This window comes from Streptosporangium lutulentum (assembly GCF_030811455.1).
Lineage (GTDB): Bacteria > Actinomycetota > Actinomycetes > Streptosporangiales > Streptosporangiaceae > Streptosporangium > Streptosporangium lutulentum.
This window is the reverse complement of the sequence record NZ_JAUSQU010000001.1, coordinates 1,224,052-1,249,512: the sequence shown is the minus strand read 5'-3', so window position 1 is coordinate 1,249,512 and position 25,461 is coordinate 1,224,052. Positions and strand designations below refer to the sequence as shown.

Below are 25,461 nucleotides of genomic sequence, written 5' to 3'. Positions count from 1 at the left end.
GGTGAGGCGCCCGGCCGGCGGCATGGGCGGGCGCCTCAGCGTTTGAAGGCCTCCAGCAGGCGGTCGGCGGCGAGAGAGGGGGTGAGGGTCCCCTCCTGGACCTCGCGCTCCACCTCGGCGGTGATCGCCGCGACCTCGGGATGCCCGCGGAGCCGGGTCAGCAGCCGGTCCGTGATCAGGGACCAGGTCCAGCGAACCTGCTGGCGCCGGCGCCGCTCGGCGAGCTCCCCGGAGGCCTCAAGGGTGTCGCGGTGGTGGACGATCTGCTGCCAGAGCTCCTCCAGACCCTTCCCCGTCAGCCCGCTGCAGGTGAGCACCGGAGGCGTGTGCTCCGAACCCAGCAGGCGAAGCGCCCCGGCCAGCTCCCTGGCGGCCTTGCGGGCGTCCAGCTCGTGGGGACTGCCCTCCGAGCCGTCGGCCTTGTTGATCGCGATCACGTCGGCCAGCTCCAGCACTCCCTTCTTGATGCCCTGAAGCTGGTCGCCCGTCCTGGCCAGGGTGAGGAGCAGGAAGGTGTCCACCATGTCGGCGACGGCGGTCTCGGACTGGCCGACGCCGACGGTCTCCACGAGCACGACGTCATGGCCCGCCGCCTCCACCACGACCATCGCCTCCCGGGTCGCCCTCGTGACACCGCCCAGCGTGCCCGAGGTGGGCGAGGGGCGGATGAAGGCGTTCGGGTCGACGGCCAGGCGGGACATCCTGGTCTTGTCGCCGAGGATGCTGCCGCCCGTCCTGGTCGAGGACGGGTCGACGGCGAGCACCGCCACCCGGTGGCCCTCCGCCGTCAGGCGCACGCCGAGCGCGTCGACGAACGTGGACTTGCCGACGCCCGGCACACCGGTGATGCCGACCCTGCGCGCCCTGCCGGCGAGCGGGGTCAGCTCGACCAGCAGCCGCTGGGCCAGCTCCTGGTGGTCGGCCCTGGAGGACTCCACGAGGGTGATCGCGCGCGCGATCCACGTCCGGGAGCCCTCCTTGACCCCCCGGACGTAGTCCTCAAGCGTCCGGGTCATGGCCCAGCCGGGTGGACAGGTCCGCCAGCAGCTCACGGGCGGCGTCCGCGATCACGGTGCCGGGGGGGAAGATCGCGCTCGCGCCCGCCGCGCGCAGCTCGTCGAAGTCGCCCTCCGGAATGACCCCGCCGACCACGATCATGATGTCGTCCGCGCCCAGCGCGTCCAGCGCCTCGCGGAGCGCCGGCACGAGCGTGAGGTGCCCCGCGGCCAGCGAGCTCACGCCGACCACGTGCACGTCGGCCTCGACCGCCTGGCGGGCGACCTCCTCGGGCGTCTGGAACAGCGGGCCGACGTCCACGTCGAAACCGAGGTCGGCGAAGGCCGTGGCGATCACCTTCTGGCCCCGGTCGTGGCCGTCCTGCCCCATTTTGGCCACCAGGACCCTCGGACGGCGGCCCTCCAGACGCTCGAACTCGGCGCACGCCTTGCGGACCTCGTCCACGCCGGACCCCACCTCCTCGCGATACACCCCGGAGATCGTGCGGATCTGAGCCGCGTGCCGTCCGAACACCTTCTCCAGCGCGTCGGAGATCTCCCCGACCGTGGCCATGGCGCGGGCCGCCTCGATCGACAGCGCGAGCAGGTTGCCGTCGCCCTCGGCTCCCTTCGTGAGAGCCGCGAGCGCCTCCTCCACCCGCCGGGGATCACGCTCGGCACGCAGGCGCCGGAGCTTGTCGAGCTGCTGGGCGCGGACGGAGGTGTTGTCGACCTTGAGCACCTCGATGGGCTCGTCGGCGTCGGGCCGGTATTTGTTGACGCCGATGACCGGCTGGCGCCCGGAGTCGATGCGCGCCTGGGTCCGGGCGGCGGCCTCCTCGATGCGGAGCTTCGGGAGCCCCTGGTCGATCGCCCTCGCCATGCCTCCGGCGACCTCGACCTCCTCGATGTGCCCCCAGGCCTTGCGGGCCAGCTCGTGGGTGAGCCGCTCCACGTAGTAGGAGCCGCCCCAGGGGTCGATCACCCGGCAGGTGCCCGACTCCTGCTGGAGCAGGAGCTGGGTGTTGCGGGCGATCCGCGCGGAGAAGTCGGTGGGCAGCGCCAGGGCCTCGTCGAGGGCGTTGGTGTGCAACGACTGGGTGTGGCCCTGGGTCGCGGCCATCGCCTCGACGCAGGTGCGGACGACGTTGTTGTAGACGTCCTGGGCGGTGAGCGACCAGCCCGAGGTCTGCGAATGCGTCCGCAACGAGAGCGACTTGGGGTTCTTCGCCCCGAATCCGGACACCAGCCGCGCCCAGAGCAGCCGCGCGGCCCGCAGCTTGGCGACCTCCATGAAGAAGTTCATGCCGATGCACCAGAAGAACGACAGCCGCGGCGCGAAGGCGTCGATGTCCAGGCCCGTCTCGACGCCCGCCCGCAGGTACTCCACCCCGTCGGCGAGGGTGTAGGCGAGCTCCAGGTCACACGTGGCCCCGGCCTCCTGGATGTGGTACCCGGAGATCGAGATCGAGTTGAACTTCGGCATCTTCTCGCTGGTGTAGGCGAAGATGTCGGAGATGATCCGCATCGAGGGGCCCGGCGGGTAGATGTAGGTGTTGCGGACCATGAACTCCTTGAGGATGTCGTTCTGGATGGTCCCCGCCAGCTGCTCGGGCGCCACCCCCTGCTCCTCGGCGGCCACGACGTAGAGCGCGAGCACCGGGAGCACCGCGCCGTTCATGGTCATCGACACGCTCATCCTGTCGAGGGGGATCCCGTCGAACAGTTGCCGCATGTCGTAGATGGAGTCGATGGCCACCCCGGCCATGCCGACGTCGCCTGCCACCCGGGGGTGGTCGGAGTCGTAGCCGCGGTGGGTGGCCAGGTCGAAGGCGACCGACAGGCCCTTCTGCCCGGCGGCCAGATTGCGCCGGTAGAAGGCGTTGGACTCGGTGGCGGTGGAGAACCCGGCGTACTGCCGGATGGTCCACGGCTGGTTGACGTACATGGTCGGGTACGGCCCGCGCAGGTACGGCGCGGCGCCCGGGTAGGTCTCCAGGAAGTCGAGCCCGGCGAGGTCGGCGGAGGTGTAGAGCGGCTTGACGTCGATTCCCTCCGGCGTCTCCCACACCAGGTCCTCCGGCCCCTTCCCGGTGGCCTCCCGTACGGCGTCCGCCCAGCCGCTCAGCTCCGGGCCCGAGACCGGACCCCGGTCCCGGGCCTCGGTGACAGGCTCGTCTCTGAGCCCGATCCCGGAGAAGTCGGGAATCATCGAGCCACCCCCAAATCGTCGAAGGTCGTGCGGAGCACCCCGAGCGCGTCGCACCCGGCGTAAAGGTCGGCGTCCACGCCTGCGAACTCTCCCTTCCTACCCGCCAGCCAGACCTTTTTCGCCCCGGCATGTCTCAAAGCGGCGGCCACCGCCTCGGCGTGCTCGCCGTACAGCCTGTCGCTCGAACACAGGCACACCACCGCGCCGCCGCCGGCGGCGATGAAATCGGCGGCGATCCGGTCGGGATCCGTCCCGGACCCGCCGGAGACGGTGGCGATGCCCCCGGACTGGAACAGGTTGGCCGCGAACGACTCCCTGGCCGTGTGCGCGGCCACCGGGCCGATGGTCGCCAGGAACACCTTCGGGCGGGTCTCCTGGGCATCGGCCAGATCGCGCAGCGCCTCGAACTCCTGGGCGTAGTGCACTCCGGCGGCCTGGCCCGGACGGGCCTGCCGGGAGGGGAGCCTCTCGGCGAGGTTCGGGAACTCGCTGACCCCGGTGATCGGGTCGCGCCGCCGGGCGATGTTGGCCGCGCGCCTCCTCCGGGTCGCGGCGAGCCGCTCGGCGACGAGCCCGGAGTCCTGGGCCGCCGCCATGCCGCCCGCGCGCTCGATCTCCTGGAACCACTCCCATGCCTTCTCCGCCAGGTCCTCGGTGAGCCGCTCGACGTACCAGGAGCCTCCGGCCGGGTCGATCACCCGGGCCACTCCCGCCTCCTCCGTCAGCAGCGCCTGGGTGTTGCGCGCGATACGGCGGGCGAAGGCGTCCGGCAGGCCGAGGCGCGCGTCGAACGGCTGCACGGTCACCGCGTCGGCCCCGCCCGTCCCGGCCGCGAAGCAGGCGAGCGTGGTGCGGAGCATGTTCACCCACGGGTCGCGGGCGGTCATCATGGCCGAGGAGGTCACGGCGTGCTGCCGCTGCCCGGCGCCCGTGCCCGCGCCGCACACCTCGGCGACCCGCGCCCAGAGCCCGCGCGCGGCACGGAGCTTGGCGATGGTGAGGAACTGGTCGGCGGTGGCCGCGTAACGGAACTCCAGTTGCCCGAACGCCTCCTCGACGGTGAGACCGGCTCCGGTGAGGGTCCGCAGCGCGGCGACTCCGGCGGCGACGGAGCAGCCGAGCTCTTCGGCGTCGCTCCCGCCCTCGTCGTGGTACGGCGTGCCGTCCACGACGACCGCCCTGAGGTCGCCGAAGCCCTCGGCGCAGATCCGGGCCAGCTCGATCGCGGTCTCCGGGTCGCCGAGCGCGTCGGCGCCCAGGTTTCCGGCGAGCGCGCCGGACCCCTTGCGCTCGGCCAGCTCGAACAGCACCCCGGCCGCCTCGCGGGTCCGCCCGCCCGCGTCCAGCGTGAGTGAGATCAGCTCCAGGTGGACCCGCTCCAGAACGCGGGGCAGATCCTCGGGCTCCAGGGCGAGCCAGAGTGAGGTGACGCCGTTCTCCAGGTCGGCGAGAACCGCCTCCGGGTCGGGGACCTCGTGCCGCTGCCTCACATCCCAGCTCCCCCCTTCCGGGCGGGAACCGCGGATGTACGGGGCCGACCCCGGCAGGCCGGGATCGGGGGGGAGGTCGGAGGCGTCGTAGAGCGGCGCGATCGTCACGCCGTCATACGTGAGGGAGGCCAGTGCCTCCTCGGGGGAGCCCGTCTCGACTCCCGACTTGCGCAGGACCCCGAGCGCCAGCTCACGCCACCGCTCTCGCGTCACCGGCGGGAAAGCGGCGTCCGATCGGGACTCATCATGCGGCACCGTCATGCACCGGATAGTAGGCGCTGACGCTGAGGAATATTCTTCCAGGGGCCCCCTATACGCCCACGATTCTCGCGCCTGTCGTCAGGTGACGGGCTCCTCCCAGGTCGCGTTCCAGGTGGCGCGGTCGACGGCGCCGGTGACCGGCAGATCCTTCTCCCCCTGAAAGGCGCGGCAGACGTCGCGGGACTCCGGGCCGTACAGGCCGTCGACGTCGAGGTCCCAGCCGCGTTCGCTCATCTGCGCCTGCCAGGTGTGGACGTCCTCGCCGCCCATGACCGGCGGGTAGGTGAGGGTCCGGCCGGGGAAGGAGGGATGCGGCTCGGGCGGTCCCACGGGACCGGCGCCGGGGCGGGGGGCGCCCCGCTTGATCCAGGCGTACAGGGGCTCACCCGGGCAATTGGTGGCGTAGCCATCCCGGTGGCCCTTGATCTCCCTGCCCGCGCCGCCCTTGTCCCTCAGATATTCGATGGCGTCGAGGATGCCGTGCAGGATGTCGTCGGTCGGCTTGGTCAGCCCGGTCGAGCCGACCAGCCCGAGCACGGCGTAGTGACCGCTGTTGAGCCCGGCGCCGTTGGCCGCCGGCAGGCGGTTCAGACCGCGGCCCTCGAACACCTTCCTGTGCGGGCATGCGATCATAGTGTTTCCCGTGAAGTAGACAGAACCATTACGACGCGCGAGCCAACTCTGATTCTCCGTACGCGGGCACCAAACTTCACCGTAGTATTTCTGCCGTTGAATCTTGAACGTCGCATTTTTCCTGGTGGCGGCACTTCGTGGAGCAAGGTTCTTTTGTTGCCGGATAGCGACCATCCACATCTCTGTCTTGCAGCTCCTGGTCGGAGGCCTACGCCGGAACGATGCGGCCTTACCTGACAACAAGACCGCAAACATGAACGCCTCTGCGGCAGCCCGGCTTTTTTGCGCCAGCCTGTCCGTACCCGCATTGTCCGCGAGCATGGAGATCTCGACAAACAGAGAGAGTTGAGTTTTGGTCAGCGTCAGCAGGAAGTCGAAGCTGGGAACCCTGTCAGGTGCCATCTCCAGAAGATGAATACCGGCATCGGACGAAAGATGGAATTCGACAAGATTCCGGTTGATGACCTCACGCCAGCGAGGTACACCGTCTGTGACACGCCCCACCCGGGGGAAGCCATCAACAGAAGGACCAAACAACTCACTGAGGGCCGACCGGATACTCGCGACATTGGCCGAATTTTTCTGCGCCTGATAAATGACAACACTGGTGGACCTGACACCACGAATCCGCTTGATGTGCCCCTCCGTCCAGAACCAGGCAAGCACCTCGACGAAAGCGTCCGACCACTTCGCCTCAATCGGTAGATCAGCGCATGGAGCGGCGATCGGAATCCTGTCCCAATAGCCAAGGGTTTCAGAAGTCACCCATAGCCGTTCATAACTGGTAACAGATCGTTGGGCCTTACCAACGGGAAGCCATCTTCCATCGGGACCCTTTTTGCGCTCCGTACCGGTGCGCCGACGATAACGCTCGACAGGCCAACGGTGATGCGGCGTCGTCAGCGACGAGTGACACGTCCCCTCCATTTGCACCATCTCCCGCTCCATCGCCGGAAATACGCACACCTCAAGGACAGGCTGCCATTCGGACATCGCGGTCTCGTGATTGAGAGTGAGTACGATGTCTCCCACATCGAGATCTTTGTATGACTTCCAGCCGTCTCTGGTGAGGATCTCCGTTCGCTCATCGACGCAGTAGCCGATGTCCATCCATCCGTTACTATCCATATGCTGGTTCTGGATCGATTTCACCAAGGCGACACACTTGGCGTGATCGTTGACGATGTCCGGGCTGACCTGCCCACCGGTGTAGTGGACTTTAACACCCTTGGTAGAGCTGAGCCGACTGTAGGAACCACGTGGCTCCCGAGCACCCCACTCCCGGCGGGTAACAGGATCGATAGCCATGAGACGTCTCCACAGTTTGGGCGAGGTGGGCTTACCGGAGCATAACGGGCGACATGGCAGAATATGGCTAGGTTTACCGATTAGCCCATTAACGGATGGTCACGTAGCACGTCTCCAGGTAATCGTCAGGTAGATAAACAGTCATTCCCTTACCAGAGCGGAAGCCCCTAAACCGGTCACGAGATCAGCGGCCGGGGATGCGCGCTCGAAGGCGACCCCCATCGGCGAGGCCCAGCCGGGGCGGGGAGGTGCCGTCGCGGGCGACGAGAGGGACCGGGAGCCGAGCGGCGTGCCGTGACCCGTTCAACGTGCGAAAGGGAGAGCAGGGAGGCACCCGCCACCATTTGGTCGCAAATCGGGCAAGAGTGTACAATTCCTCTTGGTTGCGCGCCTGACGGAACCCATGCCCGCCACACCGTGGATCGGGATGATCGGCCAGGAGATCTCAGCCGCCGGCGCCGAACTCCACACCGAGATCGCGGCCCCGCCGGAAAACGCGTCGCCGGGCACCCTGATGCGCCATTGGAGACCCGACTCCCGCGGCTGTTCCGGCTCACTCCCGAGCGCGACCTCGACAGGCGATGCGCCGGACACGAGGAGTCGCACCAGGCGATCACGGCCGGAGCCCCCGGGCGGGCCTACGCCCGCGCGGTACGGCACGTCGCCGACGATCGGAGCCGATCATGGCGCCGACCTCACCACAGACCATCGACATCGAACTCGCCAAGACCACCCATAAGCGCCGTCGCGGAGCCGTTGTCCGGTTTCACATCCTTAAAGTTCCGCAAAACTCTTCGAAGAGCTTTGTACACGTAAAACCCTTCGACCGGCAGGCGACCAGAGAGGATCATTGCCGTCATGTCAGTTCTCAAGGAGGTCCATTTCACGCCGGAGCCACGCCCGGCGGAGCTACCGATGAAGATCTGGCTCGACGACGGCGACTCGGCCGTGGATGTGATCGACGCACTCGCGCTTTCGCCCTTCGCCACGGGAGCACAGCCCTGGTCGTGCACCGCGAGCCTGGAACGGGTCCGTCCGGAGGTCTCGCTGATGCCGGCCTCCGGGACGCTGCTCCGGGCGGCGCTGGAGGACGACGGCCGGGACTCCCGGCTGGTGTGCGGTGAGGGCTGGACCCTGCGCGCGATCCGATACCGCAACCGGGCCGCCACGGTCAGCGTGACCGCGGTCACGGAGGAGCTGGCCCGTTCGATCGTCGACGAGGTCACCAAGGACGCGACCGAACCCGACCCCGAGAGCGATCACGTCGAGATGGGCTTCTGGTGGCAGGGCGCCCACGGTGCCCGCCGTTCGGAGAAGCCGATCACCGCCTCCGCCTGGTCGCAGATCAGCGGCAACTATGCCACGTCCCTCAACGATCCGCTGTCGCGTCTGATGTCCGTCACCCCCGCCGACGTGCACGGACGTCTCGTCCTGCTGCACGGCCCGCCCGGCACGGGCAAGACGACGCTGCTGCGCACGCTCGCCCACGAGTGGCGGTCGTGGTGCCAGGTCGACTGCGTGCTGGATCCGGAGCAGCTGTTCAACTCCCCCGGCTACCTGATGGAGGTCGCGGTCGGCTCGGACGACGACGGCAAGAAGTGGCGGCTCCTCGTGCTGGAGGACTGCGACGAGCTGATCAGATCCGGGGCCAAGGAGGCGACCGGGCAGGGCCTGTCCCGGCTGCTCAACCTGACCGACGGACTGCTCGGTCAGGGTCGCGACGTGCTGGTGGCCATCACCACCAACGAGAACCTGGCCCGCCTCCACCCCGCCGTGGTCCGTCCCGGCCGCTGTCTCACCCAGATCGAGGTGGGCGCCCTCCCTCATGACGAGGCGGCCCGCTGGCTCGGCACCACCGAGGGCCTCTCCCCCTCCGGCGCCACCCTCGCCGAGCTGTTCGCCCTGCGCGACGGCTTCCTCAACCACTCGACGGTCCAGGAGAACACCGGCCTCTACCTCTGACACCTCCGGCGACCGAGGGCCCGTCCGGACCCTCGGTCCCCTCTCGCGAAGGCCGCGAGCCCTCGAGCTCGCGGCCTTCGCGCCGTACGGCCCGCGCTCCGTCGCCACCTCGCGCCCGCCCGTTTCCGTCCGCGCGGTCCTCGGCCGGGCGCCCGGGTGCCGGGTGCGAGGGTCAAGGACCTGGACGGTCTCGGGTCGGCGGCCGATCAGTTCACGGGATCGGCCGGGTTCGATGGGCTCATCCGGGTGTCAGCCCGCGTTCGCCGTGCTCTTGGTCATGGGCAGGCAGGGCGGCGTCTGGAATGTCACGCCGTCCAGGAAGTTGCCGGCCGTCGGGGTGCCCCCCGCGGCCGACACCGACTCGAAGGCGAATCGTGTGGTGGTCTGTCCCGGAGGTACGACGTACACCCCGGTGTACTGGCGCCAGGCGGTGTTGTCGTCGGAGATGTCCGGGGAGGAGGCCCCGGACGGGTTTTGCGCCACGGTCGCGCCCGGTGCGCCGATGAGCACCCGCATCACGTCGGTGCCGAGGCGGCCTCGGTGATACAGCGACCAGGTCATCGGCGTTCCCGGAACGGTGGGAACGTCCTGGTAGAGCGTGGAGACCTGGTTGGCGTTGAGTTCGGCGAACTGCTGGCCGTCGGCTGCCGGGGGCCCACTCGTGCCGCCCCGCCAGAACTCCAGCTTGTTGTCGGTGGCGGTGGTGTGCCAGCCGACGCCCGGGTTGACGGAGGCGTCGGAGATGGACCAGTCGACAGTGGCCACGGGTGGCGCCTCGAAGCTGCCGTTGACCAGGTTGACCGGCGTGTAGGCACAGGTGACGGTGACCGTGACCGTGGCGGTGCTGGTTCCGCAGGCGGTGGTGACGGTGTAAGTGAAGGTGTCGGTGCCACCGAGGCCCGCGGCGGGGGTGTAGACCACGGTGCCGCCGGAGATCGTCGCGGTGCCGTTGGCGGGCTGGGTGACGCCGCTGATCGTCGGTGCGGTCGCGGTGTCGTTGGCCAGGACGGGCACGCTGACGGCTGTGCCCTGCTTGGTGGCGGCGGTGTCGTCGACGGCCCTGGTGGGTGAGATGGACTGTCCGTTGGCGATCTGGATCGGGGGGGCGGTGGTGTTGTTTCCGAGCTGGCCCGGGGAGGCGATCACGCTGCTGATCCCGGTCGGCCGGATGGTCATGCTGCCCCCGGCGGTGCCCTGCCTGACCTGGAAGGTGATGACCTTCGCGGCTGGGTCGGCCTTGGTGCCCTGCGAGGGGATCGACAGGGTGTTGCCGCTGATGGTGCCGGTCCCCGACTGACCGATGACATCGGCGTTGGCCAGCAGTGACGACAGGTCCCAGGTGGTGGTGTAGCTCCTGACCAGCAGCGGCCACTTGGCCGTGCGGTGCGCCAGGGTGAGGGTGAACGTGCTGCCCGGTGTGATCTGCCCGCCCCACAGGGACGGGGAGGTGTCGACTGAGATCGACCCGCTGCCCAGCTGCATGCCGAGCACGTTCTTCCAGTAGTAGTCCACGGGGTAGGTCGCCTGCCCCGGCCGGATGCAGGGCGCGGCGGCTTGCGTAGCGGCCTGCCGCGCGGTGGTGGCGGCGTGCGCGCCGGTACCGGCCACCACCTGCGTCGCCGATACGGCCAGTAGCGTCATCAGTGTGCAGGCCAGCACGGATCTGAATCGTTGTGACATCAACAGTGAGCTCCCGCTCTGTCGTGAGGGATGTCCTCGTAGATCGACTTCGCAAGGACGCTACTCCTTATGATCATTCGATTACACAGAGCGACGAGTCTGTGATCTTCGCGTCGCGCCCGGAGGACGCCCGCGGCCGTCCCAGGCACCGGCGGCCCACCGCCCGTGGCGGCACGAGCCGCATGGACGGCCCCGAGCGGGCGGCATCCGGCGGCATGTGGGCGTCCGTTCAACGGCCTCCAAGGCATGTCCGCGCTCGGCCGCGACACCTGATCTTGTAAGCCGGCTTGCAGTTTATTTGTAAGGTGGCTTACGGTTCTCGGATGTCCGACACCGACTTCGTTCCGCCCGCCTACGCCGAACTCGTCGCCAGGCTCGGCGCGCCGCTGGGCGTCGAGGAAGCCCGCGCCGACTGGGGCCGCCTGGTGCGTGCCGTGCAGGACGGTGACACCAGGCTGATCACCCGCGAGCGCTGGGAGTGGGCCGCCCTCATCCCGATCTCGAAGGTGTCCGGGCCGCTGACGGGCCTGCCCGCCTTGCCGCTGTCGACGGCCCGCCGCAAGCTCGGCGATCTCGTGCGGCAGGCCGTCCTGCCGCACGAGGACAGTTCGCTGCTGCTCACCCGTCATCGCACCCCGGTGGCCGCCCTGGTCGCCGTCCGTCACCTGGCCGACCGGCAGGACCGCGAGCGCCGCCTGGCTCCGGAGGAGCTGTTGCGCGAGGGTCACACCATCTCCCTGAGTCACCTTCCCGGCCCTTCCCACCCCACCTACTCCGCCGTCGCCCGTGATCTCGACGGCAACGAGATCGCCGCCGGGAACGGCGACAGCGTCGACGAGGCGCTGCGGCGCCTGCGCCCGGCGTGGGCCCGGACGGCCCGCCTTTCGGACGAAAGGTGAACACGCCCGCCCGGCTCCGGGCGCAGGCCCCGATCCGGCCCTGAGAGGTCAGGGCCGGGCGAGCAAGTCGCGCAGACGGCGGCACTCGCGGGTGAACACGCTTGAGCTCCTCCGCCCCGCGGCCGCCGTGATCTCGGGGATCTCCCCGCGCGCCTCCGCCCATCCGGCGGCCCTGACGCCGAAAGCGATCAGATCGGTCACCCCGGAGTACGGCCTCAGCCCCGCCCTCGGCAGCAGGTGCGGCAGGGCGGCCCGGATCACCTCCCAGACCTCCCTGTGCGCTCCGTCGCGAGCCGCGTCCTCAAGGGCGGCCGTCACGTGTGGCAGTTTCGCCGGGGTGAGTCTGACCAGCGGGGCCAGCTGGCGTCCGAGCGCCGCCACGGGCAGATCACCTCTGGCCGCCGCCGACAGCAGGAGCCGCACACCCTTCGCCGGCTTCTCCTGGGCCAGGAAGAACGCGAGCAGCAGCGCCGTCGCGTCGCCGGCCGGACCCTCGCCGGAGGCGAGCTGCTCCACCCAGTCGTGGGAGACCTGAGGGCGGTCCCAGGCGCGCATCAGGTGCGGGAGGTAGTTGACCGCGACCACTTCGCGATGCGAGGGCAGGACGGAGGACCACCAGCTCATGTGCCGGCCGTGTTCGGACCGGGGGAAGGACGGGGGTTCGGCGAGCAGCTCGTCGACGAGGGGCAGTCCTGTCGGCTCGGCCTTCAGCCACGCGACAGGTCTCGCCTCGTAGTACCCGCTCGGTTCCCGCTCGTCGAAGAAGTACTCGTTCGCGTTCTCGGAGTACTTCCAGCGGACGCCCGTCTCGGGATCGGCCAGACCGTCCTTCAGCCAGCGCGCCGCGCGACGGCCCGCCTCCGAGGTCAGCCGGCCCGCACGGGCGACGATCTCCGGGTCTGCGGTTCGCGGCAACCGCAGGAGGGCCTGCTGGAAGTCGGCGGGCAGCGGCTTCCCACCGGCGGCCTCGACGGCCTCCAGCCGGTTCAGGAACTCGGCCGGGTCGAGGTGACCCGTGGCGCTGGTCGGGGTCGCGAGCAGGATCGGCGGGAGTTCGCCCGCCGTGAGCGCGGCGAGCACCTCGGCACACCGTCGCAGCAGGAACCGGTGCGGCGCGGAGACGGCGCGACCGCGGGGCAGCCGGTCCGGCCGGACCTCGTCGAAGATACGGCGTGGTCCTGACGCGCCGTAGCCGAACCGCCCGTAGGCGAAGGCGGCCTGCGGCACCGACATCAGGTTCGTGACTCCCCTCCCGGGTCCGGAGACCCGGACGCCGGGATCGGGGGCACGGGTCTCCTCGTCCTCGGCCAGCCGGCTCGGAGTCCCGGGGTCGGCTCCCGGGGAGACCAGTTCCGCGGCCGTCGCCGTGAACCACTCCTGCGGGGAGTACCAGTCCTCATACCTGTAGAAGCCGGTGGCCCGGGGCGACACGTCGGAGAGCGCGGCGCGCAGCGCCTCGCGGTCCTCGGCCGCGAACCGGACGAAACCCGCCAGCCAGCTCTCCCCCGCCTGCCAGGTGTCGGCCCACCGCCTGGTCGCGAACTCGACGACCGTGCCGGGCAGGCGGGGAAACGGCGCCGGCGGCTCCGGCTCGGCGAGTTCCCCCGGGACGAAGGTCTCGGGCTCCTCCTGCAGCTCCGCCTCTCCCCCGACCGCCGCGGCCAGTTTCCCGCCCAGGTCGGGCGGGAGCGTGGTGAGCACCGCCCGCAGGGTCTCCGCGCCCAGCGGGGTGAGGTGCCGGGCGTGCTTGACCACGAGACGAACGGCCTTCTCCTGTACGGCGTACGCCTCGTGCCCGAGGGCGGTGACCAGGGCCGGGACGAACTCGTCGGCCCTTTCCGGCGCCTGCCGTACGGCCTGGTCGAGCCAGGTGAGGCCGGTGCGCACCAGCCCGCCCTCCGCGCGGAACAACAGACCCTCCAGGGCCTCGGTCACGTCGGCGGGGTCGAGGCGGTCCAGGCGGCGCAGGTGCTTGAGCGACAGCTCGGCCACCGGTCCCGGCGCGGCGGGCAGCAGCCGCAGGTAGTCACGGGCCCGGGACTCCACCTCCGCGTAGGTCGGTTCGACCACTTCGTGCAGCCGGGTGAAGAACCTCAGGTCCAGGGCGTCTCCTCCGCGCAGGAAGCGGTTGACGCAACCGTCCAGCAGCACCTTCCGTGACACCCGGCCCTCGCTGGTGAGCACGGCCAGCGCGCCGAGCCAGGAGGGCGAGCTGAGCGGGGAGCTCCGCTCGTCGAGCAGTGCCCGGCCGACGCCCTGGGCCTCGAAGATCCGGGGCAGCAGGACGTCGAGAAGCGGGTCCTCGCGCAGCTGGGAGGCGCTGGGGGGTACGGCGACCCAGGCGACCACGAGCGGGTCGTGCTGCGGCGGGGTCACGCCGGTACGGCGGAGCAGGGTCATGACCAGCGGCGCCCCCGGGGATCGCCCGTTGCGGATCCGGAGCGTGAGCCGGGCGACCAGGTCGGCCTGCCACTGCGGGTCCCGCGCGGAGATCACCTCGACGAGCGTCTCACTGTCGGCGGGGGACCGCCATTCGGGGAGCACGAAGTCGCGCCGGTTCAGCCAGGCGGCCACGGCCGCGGTGCCGCCGAACGAACCCGCGCCCGCCACCCGCATCGGCTCGGCCCAGCCGGCCGGCTCCCCCCACGGGCCCAGCTCCCGGCGCAACGCCTTGAGGTGCCGGGGGAGTTCGCGGGCGACCTCCTGCCGCTCGGCGTCGTCGAGCACGGCCATGAGGGCCCCCAGCCCGGGGAGGTCGTGGTCCTCGATGAGGTCGCGGACCTCCTCCCAGGCCGTCATCGCGCGGTCTCCTGAGTCCGCGGGCCCTGCGAGGCAGGAGAGGTCTCCGCGCCGGAGACCTCCCGGGCGAGGATCCGGGCGGCGAGCACGTGTTTGCAGGGACCGCGTGATCCCCGGTGGTCGTACCACCAGGGGCAGGTGCACGACCCGGCCTCCAGCCCGACCTCCCGCACGCCACCGCCGGTGGTCACCTCGGCGGAGTCGGGGCCGGTCAGCCGGACGGCGCCCGTGTCGACCAGCGCCCGGGCGGAGGTCAGGCGGGGGTTGAGCGTGGCGACGTGGTCACGGTCGTAGGGCAGCTCGCGGTGGAAGTGGGCGGCCTCGGCCAGGTCGTATCCGACCCGCCCGGCCGTGCCGAGCTGGGTGAGCGCGGCCCGGACCCGGTCGAGGGGAAGGCCCGAACGTTCGGCGAGCAGGCCGAGCTCCAGGGTCGGCTCGAAGTTGAGCAGGAACCCGATCAGGTCGGCGTCGTCGGCCACCTGGTCTCCGGACAGGTCGGTCAGGACCGCGCCCTCCCCGGAGAAGCCGCGCCAGGTCTGCGGGGACAGGGCCAGCGTGTAGCGCATGCCGGGCAGCTCCACCTCCCAGGCGCTGGACCCTGAGCCGTCGGCCGGGCCGTACACGCGCAGGACCTTGACGAACCGCAGCAGCGGCATGATCGTCGCCAGCCGCCCGGCCCCGGCCAGGTGGACCCCGCCCGGCACGGCCCGATCCGACAGCCTCAGTTCCTTGCCCGACGGGACGGCCCACACCTCGGCGGTGGCCCTCTTGGGCAGGCCGCGCAGGAACCGGACGGCCTGCGGACCCGCCAGCTCGGCGCGCAGGTCGAACCCGGCGGCGATCACCTGGACCTCGGCGAAACCGCGCAGCCACCTGCTGGGCAACGGCACCTTCTTCTCCACCACCGCGCCGTCGAGCGTGGTCACGGTGAGTTCGTCGGGGCCGACGCCGACGTGCAGCGGGTCGCGGCCGCCGACCCTGGCCAGCGCCTCACGCAGCGGGTTGTTCACGTCCACGTTGGTGGTGCCCCGGTCGAACACCTCACCGTCGAGGGCGGGGCCCAGCACGTCCAGCCGGGAGTAGACGCCGCCGCAGGCGGAGAACGACTCGAACCGCAGGCGGTCGCCGCCGCAGGTCACCACCGGGTCGCGGGTGAAACCGGGCTGCGGCCGGTGATAACGCGCCAGCGCCACGTCGGCGACGGCCAGCAGCCCCGCCGCGGCGGGTGCGGCCTGGGTGAGCAGCCCGCTGAAGAACCGTGGATGGTCGAGGAAGCCCGTGGCCGTCCGGCCTCCGGAGGTCGACAGTCCCAGGTGACCCTCGGAGAGCGTGGAGGGGCCTGCGTAGGAATATGCCTGTACGGCGCTCGTCATACGGCGGACGTTAGAGATCACTACCGACAAAAACCGGGTGATCGCGCTGAGCGGCCGGAACGACGCGATCGAGAACGGCTTCCAGCCGTTTCGGCGGGCGTCTCCGACGCCTTGCCCGGGCCGTTTCGGGGACGGGTGCCGCTCACCGCCGCGGGAGAACCCGGCCGAGATCGCGCGCGGAACCGCTAACGAGCCTCGGACTCGGACTCGGACTCGGACTCGGACTCGGACTCGGACTCGGACTCGGACTCGGACTCGGACTCGGACTCGGACTCGGACTCGTCGAGGATTCTCAGCGCGTTCTCGTATTTGCGCCTGAGCGAGGCGGCCTTCACCGGATCGAGTACCACCAGCCGTGCCTCGCTGGTGTTGTGGCCGATGTCGGCGCGCTTGACGACCCGGCCCAGGGGGTGGGCCGCGGCACGCCGGACGAAGTCGTCGTAGGTCTCGCCCTCCTGCCGGGTGACGGCCATGATCGCTTCCACCGTGTACGGCTCGACCCCGGCGGCCAGCAGATCCTCGGGCGTCGTCCCGGTGTCCTCGACGACGTCGTGGAGCATCCCGGCGATCTGCGCCTGCAGGCCGTGGGGCTCAAGCGCCCTGGAGACCGCCGCGGGATGGTGGATGTAGGCCAGCCCGGCTTTGTCCGTCTGCCCCTCGTGGGCGCGATCCGCCAGGCGATGGGCGTCGTCAAGGGTGAAGGTCATCGTCAGCTCCTCCGGCCGATACGACGATCTTATCTGTGGCGGTTCCGCCCGTGACGGGCGGCCCGCTCGCGCGGCGATATCTCATGGACCCCGCCCCGGTATGGCATGTGGATTGCCGTCCGCTCTCCACCGCCACATGGGTAATTCGAAGAATCCATTGATCGCCCGGACGGTGGAACGGGCCAATCGGTATCGAAGGCACAAACGGCGGCCACGCCATGCTCCTCACAATGTACGGCGGCTGGAATCATGTGTGCCGGCAGGTGACTCCTCCCATACCGGAGAGCGTCGAGGCGAGTCTCGAAGTGATCGATTCCATGCCTTCGCGGGTGTCTCGAAGCCACCTGGACCCGTCCCGGACAAACCTGCGGGCGAACATCACGCATTCCGGGCCTCAAGGGAAACCATTTGTCCTCCGAATCACCGGAATGCGTTCGGCCGAGAGCCTCGGCGTCCGGGAATTCCCTTCCGTTCCCCCGCACCTCCGCGTCTCCGCGACGGCCGTCACGACCCTTCTCGTCCCGGCCTTCCCCCTTCCGCCCATGACGTCCGGCAGGGCCATCACCAGGGGAAACAGCCGCCGACGCCGACCGGACGCCCGGCATCGGCCCCGGGACGCACCGGTGAGGCATCCGAAAAGAACAGCAGAGGAGCGATGGACCTTAGTCGCCCAAAGTGGCGAAAGTCGATTTTTTCATGGCCGTGACCCTGGAAACCCGTTAGAGGTCACGAAAGTCCAAAGCCCCCTTGGGGTCATCCGGAAAGCCCGCCACAGACGTGACCTCGATCCGGTCTCGCCGGACGCCAAGAACCCTCCAAGGGAGCGACCGTTTTTAGTGCGTCAAGAACGGGAAGCATTTATCAATGACGCCAAGACACCGGAGTTCGACCTTGAGAAATTAACCCGGTGGCCTGGATGCTCGACAAGGAGGGTTTATCATGCGCGGCGACGAAAGGAAGGGCTAGAGTTTTACACGCGGGGAAGAGACGAGAGAGCCGTAGACGGCCGGTTCACAGCCGCACACTCTGACGCCAAGATTAAGGAGTGACACAATGGCACGTCAGCAAGTCGTCACGTTCACCGACGACATCACAGGGAAGAAGGCGGATGAGACCGTCTCGTTCGGCCTGGACGGCACCACCTACGAGATCGACCTGAGCACGAAGAACGCCACGAAGCTTCGGGAGGCCATCCAGCCCTTCCAGTCGGCGGCACGCAAGGCAGGCACCCCCCTGACCCGTAAGGGCCGGGCGAAGAGCTCCGCAGGCAACCGCGAACGAAGCGCCGAGATCCGAGCGTGGGCCAAGGCACACGGGATCGAGGTGAGCGAGCGCGGGCGCATCGGTGGAAAGGTCGCCGAGGCGTTCGCCGCCGGCGATCCCAGCATGGCCAAGACCTCGGGGAAGAAAGCGTCGGAGGCCTCGGCCGGCAAGTGAAAGCGTGCGAACGGAGCTCCCGGACCTTGCAGGGGTGCCGGCGTCGTAGCCGACCGGGAGTGCTGAGGACCGGCCCCTCGTCCGCCGGGCGTATTGACCGCGGTCTCGTATTTCGGATACGTAAACCATCCGATGCGCCGCCATCGCCCTGAAACCACAATCAGCCAGGTGGTCACCCTGTCGCCTGCCCAGCTGAGCCCCGTCGTCCTCCACCGGTGGACGAGCGTGGACCCGTGCGAGAGCGGGCTGGCCGACTATCGCGATCCGTTCGGCGGCGCCGCCAGGACCTGGGAGTACACCCGCTGGACCGGCGAGGAACGCGCCATCGGGTTCAACGCCACCGAGCTGGTGCCGTCCTGGACGGCGAGCACCCCTCCGGGGACGTGGCTGGAGGTCGGGCTCCAGGCCCGCACCGCCTCCGGCACCCTCACCAAGTGGTACGTGATGGGCCGCTGGGCCGAGAGCGGCGCCGACGTCCACCGGACGTCCCTGCCCGGTCAGGGCGACTCCGACGGCGACGTCGCGGTGGACACCTACGTGGCCGCCGGATCCGTCACGGCCTACCGGCTCAGGTTCACGCTGTACGGCTCGGGGGCGAAGGTGCACGGGGCCGGGGTGATGGCCTCGGCGGTTCCCTCCCGGGCGACGGTGCCGGTGAGCCCGTCCGGGGAGAACGGGGGCGTCGAGCTGGACGTGCCGCGCCGTTCGCAGAGGGTCCACGCGGGGCACTTCCCCGAGTGGGACGGCGGCGGGGACAACTGGTGCAGTCCCGCCTCGATGACCATGGTGCTCGGCTACTGGAAGCGCGGGCCGCGGCAGGAGGACCTGTCGTGGGTCACGCCCGGCGACCCGTGCCCGGCCGTGGACCACGCCGCCAGGGACATGTACGACCACGGCTATCAGGGCACCGGCAACTGGCCGTTCGGCGTCGCCTACGCCGGCCGGTACGGCCTGGAGGGGTTCGTCACCCGGCTGCGCTCGCTCGCCGAGCTGGAGCGCCTCGTCCACGCCGGGATCCCGGTGCTCACCTCGCAGTCGTTCCGGGAGCACGAGCTGCCCGGTTCGGGATACTCCACCGGCGGCCACATCATGGTCGTCGTCGGTTTCACCGCGAGCGGTGACGTCATCGCCAACGATCCCGCGGCGCCGGACGACCGCTCGGTACGCCGGATCTACCCGCGGGCCGCGTTCGAGAACGTCTGGCTCCGCAGTTCCGGCAGCGGGGGGATCGTGCACATCGTCCACCCGTCCGACATTTCCCTGCCCCCTTCCAACGGCAACTGGTGATCATGCTCAACGACTCTCCCATCCGTCCCGTCGATGTGGCCAGGGTGGACGACCGCCCGCTCTGGGTCGAGATCATCGGGGAGGAGGTGTGGTGGGACGAGCCTCGTCCGCACGAGGGCGGGCGCAGGTGCGTGGTCCGGTGCGGACCGGACGGCGTGCCGCGCGACGCGATCCCCGCCGGCTGGAACTCCCGCAACCGTCTCATCGAGTACGGCGGGCGCTCCTGGCGGCCGCTGCCGGACGGCCGGATCGTGTTCACCAACTGGTCCGACCAGCGCGTGTACCTGTACGGCGAGCCCCCCGGCCCGGCGTCCGGCGACGGAACGGACCACGCGGAAGGGGCCGGGCCGGTCGCCCTCACCGATGACGGGGCCCGCTACGGCGACCTGTACCTGCCACCCGGCCGCGACGAGGTCTGGGCCGTCCGCGAGGTCCACCCCGCCCCGGCCGAACCCGGCTCCCGCGTCACCCCCCGCCGCGACCTGGTGGCCGTGCCGCTGGACGGCGGGCCGGTCCGGGTCATCGCCGCCGCCCAGCACTTCCTGACGAACCCTCGGATCTCCCCCGGCGGGACGCACATCGCCTGGATCGGCTGGGACCACCCGGCCATGCCCTGGGACGGCACCGAGCTGTGCGTCGCCCCTCTGGACGAGAACGGCTCCGCCGGGCCGTACCGGGTCGTCGCCGGCGGCCCCGACGAGTCGGTGATCCAGGCCGAGTGGCGCGACGACGGCGCCCTCTACGCCCTCACCGACCCGGACGGCTGGTGGAACCTGCACCTGATCCCCCTCGACGGCTCCCCCGCCCGCAACCTGGCCCCGATCAGGGAAGACTGCGGCGACGCCCTCTGGCGGCTCGGCAGCACCTGGTTCGCGCTCGCGGGAGAGCGGATCGTCATCGTGCACGGCACCCCTGACCACCGCCGGCTCGGCGTGCTCGACCCGGCCGGCGGCGAGATCGTCGATCTCGACACCCCAGCCACCTACTGGAACCCCGCGCTCTCCGCCTCCGGCGATCGGGTGGCGGGCGTGGCGGCCTCGCCGTACACCCCGTTCGAGGTCGTGGTGGCGGACCTGCGGACCGGAGCGCACACCGTGCTGTCGGCGAAGAAGGACCTGCCGGCCCGCGACGCGCTGCCCGTGCCCGAGGCGGCGACCTTCGACGGCGTGCACGCCCACCTCTATCCGCCGCGCGGCGCCACCGGCCCGGCCCCCTACGTGATTTTCGTGCACGGCGGGCCGACCAGCGCCGCCCCGATGGTCCTCGACCTGGAGATCGCCTACTTCACCAGCCGGGGCATCGGCGTGGCCGAGGTGAACTACGGCGGCTCCACCGGATACGGCCGCGCCTACCGGGAGCGGCTGCGGCACCAGTGGGGGGTGGTGGACGTGCGCGACTGCGAGACGGTGGCGCGCGGGCTGATCGCCGCCGGGCGGGCGCTCCCCTCCATGGTCGCGATCAGGGGCGGCAGCGCGGGCGGCTGGACGTCACTGGCCGCGCTGGTGCACAGCGAGGTGTTCCGCGGCGCGGTGGCCAACTACGCGATCACCGACCCGGAGGGATGGGCGCGGGAGACCCACGACTTCGAGTCGCGCTATCTCGACGGCCTGATCGGCCCGCTCCCGGAGACCCGGCAGCGCTACCTGGATCGTTCCCCCACCCTGCACGCCGATCGCGCGTCCGGGCCCGCGCTGCTCATGCACGGGCTGGAGGACGCGATCGTCGATCCGGTCCAGGCGGAACGGTTCGCCGCCGCGCTGGAGCGCGGAGGCACGCCGTGGGCGTATCTGACCTTCCCCGGCGAGCAGCACGGCTGGCGCCGGGAGGAGACCATCGTGGCCGCGCTCGAAGCCGAACTGGCCTTCTACGGTCTGATCTTCGGTTTCCCGACGCCCGAGGTGCCGCCCCTGACCCTGCGCGGACGGTGAACCGCCCCCACCCTCGGCGGCGACCGCCGTCCCCTCTCTTCCACCGGGCCGGGGGCGCCGGCCTCCGCGCGCCGGAGCCGGCCGGTTCCGGCGGGGCATCGGGGGAGCACGCCGCGCGATATCCGATCCAGACATACTTCTTACCGGGTCGGTTAGCCTCATATAACCCCTCGAATATAAACTAAAAGTAGTCGCCTTCTCACTCCGGGCAATCGACGGAGAGCCGGCCATGAGTCCGCCGGGCCGTCGCCACGCCCCCGGCACGCACCCCCGATCAACCGTTTCCAGGAGGGTTTTCCTCAATGAACGAGGTCGCACAGATCTGCTCGGACCTGATCAGGTTCGACACCACCAATCCGGGCTCCGGCGAGCGCCCGGCGGCCGAGTACGTCGCCGGGCTGCTGGCGGAGACCGGTGTCGAACCGGTCGTGTTCGAGTCGGCCAGGCACCGTACCAACGTGGTCGCCAGGATCCCGGGCGACTCGGACGAGGCCCTGCTGATGCACGGCCATCTCGACGTGGTCCCCGCCGAGGCCTCCGACTGGCGGATCCACCCGTTCTCCGGGGAGATCGAGGACGGCTGCGTCTGGGGCCGGGGCGCGGTCGACATGAAGGGCACCCTCTCCATGACGCTCGCCCTGGTCCGCGACTGGGCCCGGCGCGGGATCCGGCCGAAACGGGACATCGTGCTGGCGTTCCTCGCCGACGAGGAGGTCTCCGGCGAGTACGGCGCGAAGTACGCGGTGGAGCGTCACCGCGACCTGTTCGACGGCTGCACCGAGGCCATCAGCGAGTCCGGCGGCTACAGCGTCGAGGTGACGCCGGACGCGCGGATCTACCCGGTCGCGGTCGGCGAGCGCGGCACCGCCTGGATGAAGCTCACCGCCCACGGCGTCGCCGGTCACGGCTCCCGTCCGCCGGCGGACAACGCCGTGGCCGAGCTCTGCCACGCCCTGTCCAGGGTCGCCTCCTACCGGTGGCCGGTACGGCTGACGCCCGGGGTGGCCGCCCTGGTCGAGAGCCTGGCCGACATCCTCGGCGAGAGCATCGACGCCGACCGCCTGGAGAAGGAGGCCGAACGGCTCGGCCGGATCGGCAGGCTGTTCGAGGCGCAGATCCGCAACTCGGCGAACCCGACGATGCTGACGGCGGGCTACAAGGTCAACGTGGTCCCCGGCTCGGCCACGGCGTACGTCGACGGGCGGTTCCTGCCCGGATACCGCGAGGAGTTCCTGGAGACCATCGACCGCCTGCTCGGCCCGAAGGTCACCCGGGAGTTCGTCAGCTTCGGCGACGCCCCGTCCGCGCCGCTGGACTCGCCGTTCTTCGAGCAGCTCCGCTCCGCCCTCGTCGCCGAGGACCCGGCCGCGCGGCCGGTGCCGTACGTGATGTCCGGCGGCACGGACGCGAAGTCCTTCGACGAGCTCGGCATCAAGGGCTACGGCTTCGCCCCGCTGATGCTCACCCCGGACCTGGACTACTACGGCATGTTCCACGGCGTGGACGAGCGCGTCCCCGTCGAGGGCCTGGAGTTCGGCGTGCGCGTCCTGGACCGTCTTCTCGCCGCCTGACCCTCTCCTTCCGCTCCGTCGAGCCCTCCCCGCCGATTCACAGCGAACTCTGAGCAAACTCACAGCGGAGCCGCACCAGGAGACGAAAGCGGGTTTCATCGGGGCATTCCGTACGCCGGAGAACGCCGCGGGGAGAACCGAACGGCCTGGTCAGAGGCCCGTCACCGCCGCCGGGCCTCCCCTGCCGCCGGAGAACACCGCCGGGCACGGCCTCCGTGAAACTTGGGCATCATGACTCACGTGCCGATTCTGATGTACCACTCGGTGTCCGGCCGGCCCGGTTACGAGACGCGATCACCGGCGGCGCGCCCGCCGGCCTTCGCGGGCCCGCGGCCGATCCGTCCGGTGCCGACGACCTGATGCACGACGGAGACAGCGCGCCACCGACCCCGGCGACGGCCGGGAGCCCGAGGACCGGCCTCATGGATCGCCTGCGGGCGGACCTGCGCGACCCGCTGTTCCTCCAGGGCTACGCGCTGATGATCAATACGGCGATCACCGCCGTGCTCGGCCTGGGGTACTGGGTCCTGGCCACGCGTCTCTACTCGGCCTCCGCCTTCGGCGAGGGGCAGACCACGATCAGCGTGTTGCGCCTGTTCGCCTCGCTCACCGGGCTCGCGTTCGTCGGCGCCCTGGCCAGGTTCATTCCGGTGGCGGGCCGGCGCACCGCCGAGTTCGTCGTGCGCGGCTACGTGATCGCCGGAGTCGCCGGGCTGGTGGCCGCGCTCGGATTCCTGCTGACCCTCCCCCTCTGGGGACCGGTCTACAGCAACCTCGGCGGGTTCGGCCCGGGGCTGTTCTTCCTGGTCTCGGTCCTGGTCTGGACGGTCTTCACCCTTCAGGACGTGACGCTCGCCGGGCTGCGCAAGGCCGTCTGGGTGCCGGTGAACAGCCTGGCCTTCGGTCTGGTCAAGATGGCCATGCTCGTCGGGCTGGCGTTCGCGCTCCCCGAGGGCGGGCTCTTCGGAGGGATCTTCATTTCCTGGATCGTGCCGACCGCCCTGGCCCTGATCCCCATCAACTGGTTCATCTTCACGGTCGTCATCCCCAGGCACGTCAGGGAGACCGAGGAATCCGCCGCGAACCCGCCCCCGCTCCGCGAGGTCGGCCGCTTCCTGGCCGGAGACTTCCCCGGCACGCTCTCCGTCCTGCTGATCGTCTATCTGGTCCCGGTCATGGTCGCCGCCTGGCTCAACGACCCGGCGATGTTCGGCTACTTCTCGATAGCCCACACGCTGGGCTGCATGATCGAACTACTGGCGGCGAACATGGCGGTCTCGCTGACCGTGGAGGGTTCCTTCAACGCGGCCCGGCTGGCGCAGAGCGTGCGCAACGCGCTCCGCCGCACCTTCCTGATCGTCGGGCCGATCATCGCGGTGGTCGTCGCCGCCGCCCCGCTGATCCTGAACGTCTTCGGCCCGGAGCTCTCCAGGGAGGGCACGCCGCTGCTCCGCCTGATGGCGCTGGCCGTACTGCCGGGCACGCTGATCGAGATCTATCTCAGCATGCTGCGGGCGCAGAGCAGGGCCAGGAGACTGGCGGTCGTCCAGATCGGGATGGCGATGCTGGTGCTCGCCTCCGTCGCTGCGATCTTCCCCTCCACGGGCATCGTCGGGGTGGGGTACGGGATGCTCGCCAGCCAGCTCCTGATCGCGCTCATCATCCTCCCCGGCCTGCGCAGAGTGATCAAAGCCGGCAGGCCCCCGCAGACCTCCGTCGCGTAGGGCGGCCGGGGCGACAGGCCGATCGCGACCGGCGTCCCGAGGCCCGCGTTCCTCACCGTCGGCGCGCCGGCCACGGGCCGGGCCGTCTCGCCGCACGGCCGGTATTCAAAAACCGCGTCACACCGATGCCCGACTGTGAAACAGAATGAGGGCCATGCGAGACCCACAGGACTCCCAGCCCGCGGTGATGCCCCACGAGCCGGTCGGCTCGTCTCCGCGCCACTTCCCGCCCCCGCCGCGGCCCGCGCCGCAGATCGTGCCCGCCCCGCCCGGCAGCCGTTACGACCTGATGGGCCGCACCCCCCTGCACGCCTGGTGGCGGCCCGTGCTGGGCACGGTCCTGGTCGCCGTGGGGTTCGTGGCGGTCGGGACCGCGGTCATCGTCGGCGGCGGGGTGATCGGCATGATCGCGGGCGCCGAGATGAGCGGCGCCGGCGATCAGATGTTCGCCGACCCGCTGATCGACCTGGCGATCAACCTGCTCTCGATCGCCGCCGTGCTCCCCGTCGTGTACGGCGTGGCGGTGTGGATCCAGCGGCGGCCGCCCGGCACGCTCTCCTCGGTCCTCGGACGCCTGCGGTGGCGCTGGATGGCCCTGTGCACGGGGGTGGCGGTCTGCGCCGCGGTTCTGGGCCAGGTCGCGACCGCCGCCACCTACGCCGCCACCGGGAAGGACTACGGCACCCTGTTCGACTGGGCGGGCTGGGGCCTCTTCCTGCCCGCCCTGGTCGTCACCCTGCTGCTGGTGCCCTTCCAGGCCGCCGCCGAGGAGTACATCTTCCGGGGCTGGCTGCTCCAGGCCTTCGGCGCGTTCTTCACCAGCCCCTGGCCGGGCATCCTGCTGGGCGCGGCCGGGTTCACCGCGATGCACGGGTACACCGACTGGGGCATCCTGGACGTCTTCACCTTCGGCGTGCTGATGGGCTGGCTGGCCGTGCGCACCGGCGGCCTGGAGGCCGCCATCGGCCTGCACGTGATCAACAACGCGCTGGCGTTCGGTTTCAGCGGCGCGGCCGGAGATCTGGACGACGCGCTGAGCCAGGGGTCCGTGCCCTGGCAGGACATGGCCGGCACGGTGGTGCAGCTCGGCGTCTTCGGGATCGCGGTGGTGATCCTGGCCAGGAGGCGGGGGATCGCGACGCTCTCCCCCCGGCCTGCGCCTTCCGGGCCGCCGGTCCTCTCGTGACCGGCGTCC

Annotated in this window: 17 protein-coding genes; 8 read left to right on the top strand and 9 right to left on the bottom strand. The window is 70.3% G+C overall.

What is annotated here, in order from left to right; genetic code table 11:
* Nucleotides 1-35: 35 nt before the first annotated feature.
* From meaB to J2853_RS05100, 5 genes are all read right to left on the bottom strand, one after another.
* Nucleotides 36-1,016 (bottom strand): methylmalonyl Co-A mutase-associated GTPase MeaB, encoded by a 981-nt coding sequence (gene meaB, locus J2853_RS05120; RefSeq protein ID WP_307555461.1) that lies wholly within the window; start codon nucleotides 1,014-1,016, stop codon nucleotides 36-38.
* Complete coding sequence (gene scpA, locus J2853_RS05115; RefSeq protein WP_307555459.1) at nucleotides 1,000-3,207, bottom strand: methylmalonyl-CoA mutase; 2,208 nt, start codon at nucleotides 3,205-3,207, stop codon at nucleotides 1,000-1,002. The genes meaB and scpA overlap by 17 nt, the downstream gene beginning before the upstream one ends.
* Nucleotides 3,204-4,958: a methylmalonyl-CoA mutase family protein gene (locus J2853_RS05110; RefSeq protein WP_307555457.1), complete on the bottom strand. Its 1,755-nt coding sequence runs from the start codon at nucleotides 4,956-4,958 to the stop codon at nucleotides 3,204-3,206. Before J2853_RS05110 ends, scpA begins: the two co-directional genes overlap by 4 nt.
* A gap of 78 nt (nucleotides 4,959-5,036) precedes the next feature.
* A complete protein-coding gene (locus J2853_RS05105; protein ID WP_307555455.1) occupies nucleotides 5,037-6,899 on the bottom strand; it encodes a peptidoglycan-binding protein in 1,863 nt (620 codons plus the stop codon).
* A gap of 695 nt (nucleotides 6,900-7,594) precedes the next feature.
* On the bottom strand, nucleotides 7,595-7,759 hold the full coding sequence (locus tag J2853_RS05100; RefSeq protein ID WP_307555453.1) for a hypothetical protein: 165 nt from the start codon (nucleotides 7,757-7,759) through the stop codon (nucleotides 7,595-7,597).
* On the opposite strand from J2853_RS05100, the gene J2853_RS05095 reads away from it, so the two are divergent.
* Complete coding sequence (locus J2853_RS05095; RefSeq protein WP_307555451.1) at nucleotides 7,758-8,861, top strand: DUF5925 domain-containing protein; 1,104 nt, start codon at nucleotides 7,758-7,760, stop codon at nucleotides 8,859-8,861. The genes J2853_RS05100 and J2853_RS05095 overlap by 2 nt on opposite strands.
* A gap of 249 nt (nucleotides 8,862-9,110) precedes the next feature.
* Here J2853_RS05095 and J2853_RS05090 read toward each other — a convergent pair whose 3' ends face one another.
* Nucleotides 9,111-10,541, bottom strand: a complete 1,431-nt coding sequence (locus tag J2853_RS05090; RefSeq protein ID WP_307555449.1) for an Ig-like domain-containing protein — start codon at nucleotides 10,539-10,541, stop codon at nucleotides 9,111-9,113.
* Between the two features lie 323 nt (nucleotides 10,542-10,864).
* Here J2853_RS05090 and J2853_RS05085 point away from each other — a divergent pair, with 323 nt between their 5' ends.
* Nucleotides 10,865-11,440 carry a type II toxin-antitoxin system Phd/YefM family antitoxin gene (locus J2853_RS05085; protein WP_307555447.1) on the top strand — a complete coding sequence of 192 codons (576 nt, stop codon included), beginning with the start codon at nucleotides 10,865-10,867 and terminating at the stop codon, nucleotides 11,438-11,440.
* A 48-nt stretch (nucleotides 11,441-11,488) separates the two neighbouring features.
* On the opposite strand, the gene J2853_RS05080 is transcribed toward J2853_RS05085, so the two are convergent.
* The 3 genes from J2853_RS05080 to J2853_RS05070 form a co-directional block, all read right to left on the bottom strand.
* The gene (locus J2853_RS05080) at nucleotides 11,489-14,239 is read right to left on the bottom strand and encodes a DUF7824 domain-containing protein (RefSeq protein WP_307555446.1); all 2,751 of its coding nucleotides are present in this window, start codon (nucleotides 14,237-14,239) and stop codon (nucleotides 11,489-11,491) included.
* Nucleotides 14,236-15,612 carry an SWIM zinc finger family protein gene (locus J2853_RS05075; protein WP_307555444.1) on the bottom strand — a complete coding sequence of 459 codons (1,377 nt, stop codon included), beginning with the start codon at nucleotides 15,610-15,612 and terminating at the stop codon, nucleotides 14,236-14,238. Before J2853_RS05075 ends, J2853_RS05080 begins: the two co-directional genes overlap by 4 nt.
* A gap of 185 nt (nucleotides 15,613-15,797) precedes the next feature.
* Entirely contained in the window at nucleotides 15,798-16,319 is a 522-nt protein-coding gene (locus J2853_RS05070) for an HD domain-containing protein (protein WP_307555442.1), read from the bottom strand.
* A gap of 1,053 nt (nucleotides 16,320-17,372) precedes the next feature.
* On the opposite strand from J2853_RS05070, the gene J2853_RS05065 reads away from it, so the two are divergent.
* The 6 genes from J2853_RS05065 (at nucleotide 17,373) to J2853_RS05040 (ending at nucleotide 25,452) form a co-directional block, all read left to right on the top strand.
* The gene (locus J2853_RS05065) at nucleotides 17,373-17,756 is read left to right on the top strand and encodes a histone-like nucleoid-structuring protein Lsr2 (RefSeq protein WP_307555440.1); all 384 of its coding nucleotides are present in this window, start codon (nucleotides 17,373-17,375) and stop codon (nucleotides 17,754-17,756) included.
* A gap of 168 nt (nucleotides 17,757-17,924) precedes the next feature.
* On the top strand, nucleotides 17,925-19,043 hold the full coding sequence (locus J2853_RS05060; RefSeq protein WP_307555438.1) for a C39 family peptidase: 1,119 nt from the start codon (nucleotides 17,925-17,927) through the stop codon (nucleotides 19,041-19,043).
* A gap of 2 nt (nucleotides 19,044-19,045) precedes the next feature.
* A complete protein-coding gene (locus tag J2853_RS05055) occupies nucleotides 19,046-20,971 on the top strand; it encodes a prolyl oligopeptidase family serine peptidase (protein ID WP_307555436.1) in 1,926 nt (641 codons plus the stop codon).
* Between the two features lie 302 nt (nucleotides 20,972-21,273).
* Nucleotides 21,274-22,542, top strand: coding sequence for a M20/M25/M40 family metallo-hydrolase (locus tag J2853_RS05050; protein WP_307555435.1), 1,269 nt, complete (start codon nucleotides 21,274-21,276; stop codon nucleotides 22,540-22,542).
* A 422-nt stretch (nucleotides 22,543-22,964) separates the two neighbouring features.
* The gene (locus J2853_RS05045; RefSeq protein ID WP_307555433.1) at nucleotides 22,965-24,266 is read left to right on the top strand and encodes a lipopolysaccharide biosynthesis protein; all 1,302 of its coding nucleotides are present in this window, start codon (nucleotides 22,965-22,967) and stop codon (nucleotides 24,264-24,266) included.
* Between the two features lie 154 nt (nucleotides 24,267-24,420).
* Entirely contained in the window at nucleotides 24,421-25,452 is a 1,032-nt protein-coding gene (locus J2853_RS05040) for a CPBP family intramembrane glutamic endopeptidase (protein ID WP_307555431.1), read from the top strand.
* Nucleotides 25,453-25,461 lie beyond the last annotated feature (9 nt).

Bases quoted from the DNA above. Each gene is read 5' to 3' on its own strand.
- J2853_RS05040 (WP_307555431.1), top strand. From the start codon at position 24,421: ATGCGAGACCCACAGGACTCCCAGCCCGCGGTGATGCCCCACGAGCCG.
- J2853_RS05105 (WP_307555455.1), bottom strand. From the start codon at position 6,899: ATGGCTATCGATCCTGTTACCCGCCGGGAGTGGGGTGCTCGGGAGCCA.
- J2853_RS05100 (WP_307555453.1), bottom strand. From the start codon at position 7,759: ATGACGGCAATGATCCTCTCTGGTCGCCTGCCGGTCGAAGGGTTTTAC.
- meaB (WP_307555461.1), bottom strand. From the start codon at position 1,016: ATGACCCGGACGCTTGAGGACTACGTCCGGGGGGTCAAGGAGGGCTCC.
- J2853_RS05080 (WP_307555446.1), bottom strand. From the start codon at position 14,239: ATGACGGCCTGGGAGGAGGTCCGCGACCTCATCGAGGACCACGACCTC.
- J2853_RS05075 (WP_307555444.1), bottom strand. From the start codon at position 15,612: ATGACGAGCGCCGTACAGGCATATTCCTACGCAGGCCCCTCCACGCTC.
- J2853_RS05045 (WP_307555433.1), top strand. From the start codon at position 22,965: ATGGATCGCCTGCGGGCGGACCTGCGCGACCCGCTGTTCCTCCAGGGC.
- J2853_RS05065 (WP_307555440.1), top strand. From the start codon at position 17,373: ATGGCACGTCAGCAAGTCGTCACGTTCACCGACGACATCACAGGGAAG.
- J2853_RS05095 (WP_307555451.1), top strand. From the start codon at position 7,758: ATGTCAGTTCTCAAGGAGGTCCATTTCACGCCGGAGCCACGCCCGGCG.
- scpA (WP_307555459.1), bottom strand. From the start codon at position 3,207: ATGATTCCCGACTTCTCCGGGATCGGGCTCAGAGACGAGCCTGTCACC.
- J2853_RS05110 (WP_307555457.1), bottom strand. From the start codon at position 4,958: ATGACGGTGCCGCATGATGAGTCCCGATCGGACGCCGCTTTCCCGCCG.
- J2853_RS05085 (WP_307555447.1), top strand. From the start codon at position 10,865: ATGTCCGACACCGACTTCGTTCCGCCCGCCTACGCCGAACTCGTCGCC.
- J2853_RS05050 (WP_307555435.1), top strand. From the start codon at position 21,274: ATGAACGAGGTCGCACAGATCTGCTCGGACCTGATCAGGTTCGACACC.
- J2853_RS05090 (WP_307555449.1), bottom strand. From the start codon at position 10,541: ATGTCACAACGATTCAGATCCGTGCTGGCCTGCACACTGATGACGCTA.
- J2853_RS05070 (WP_307555442.1), bottom strand. From the start codon at position 16,319: ATGACCTTCACCCTTGACGACGCCCATCGCCTGGCGGATCGCGCCCAC.
- J2853_RS05055 (WP_307555436.1), top strand. From the start codon at position 19,046: ATGCTCAACGACTCTCCCATCCGTCCCGTCGATGTGGCCAGGGTGGAC.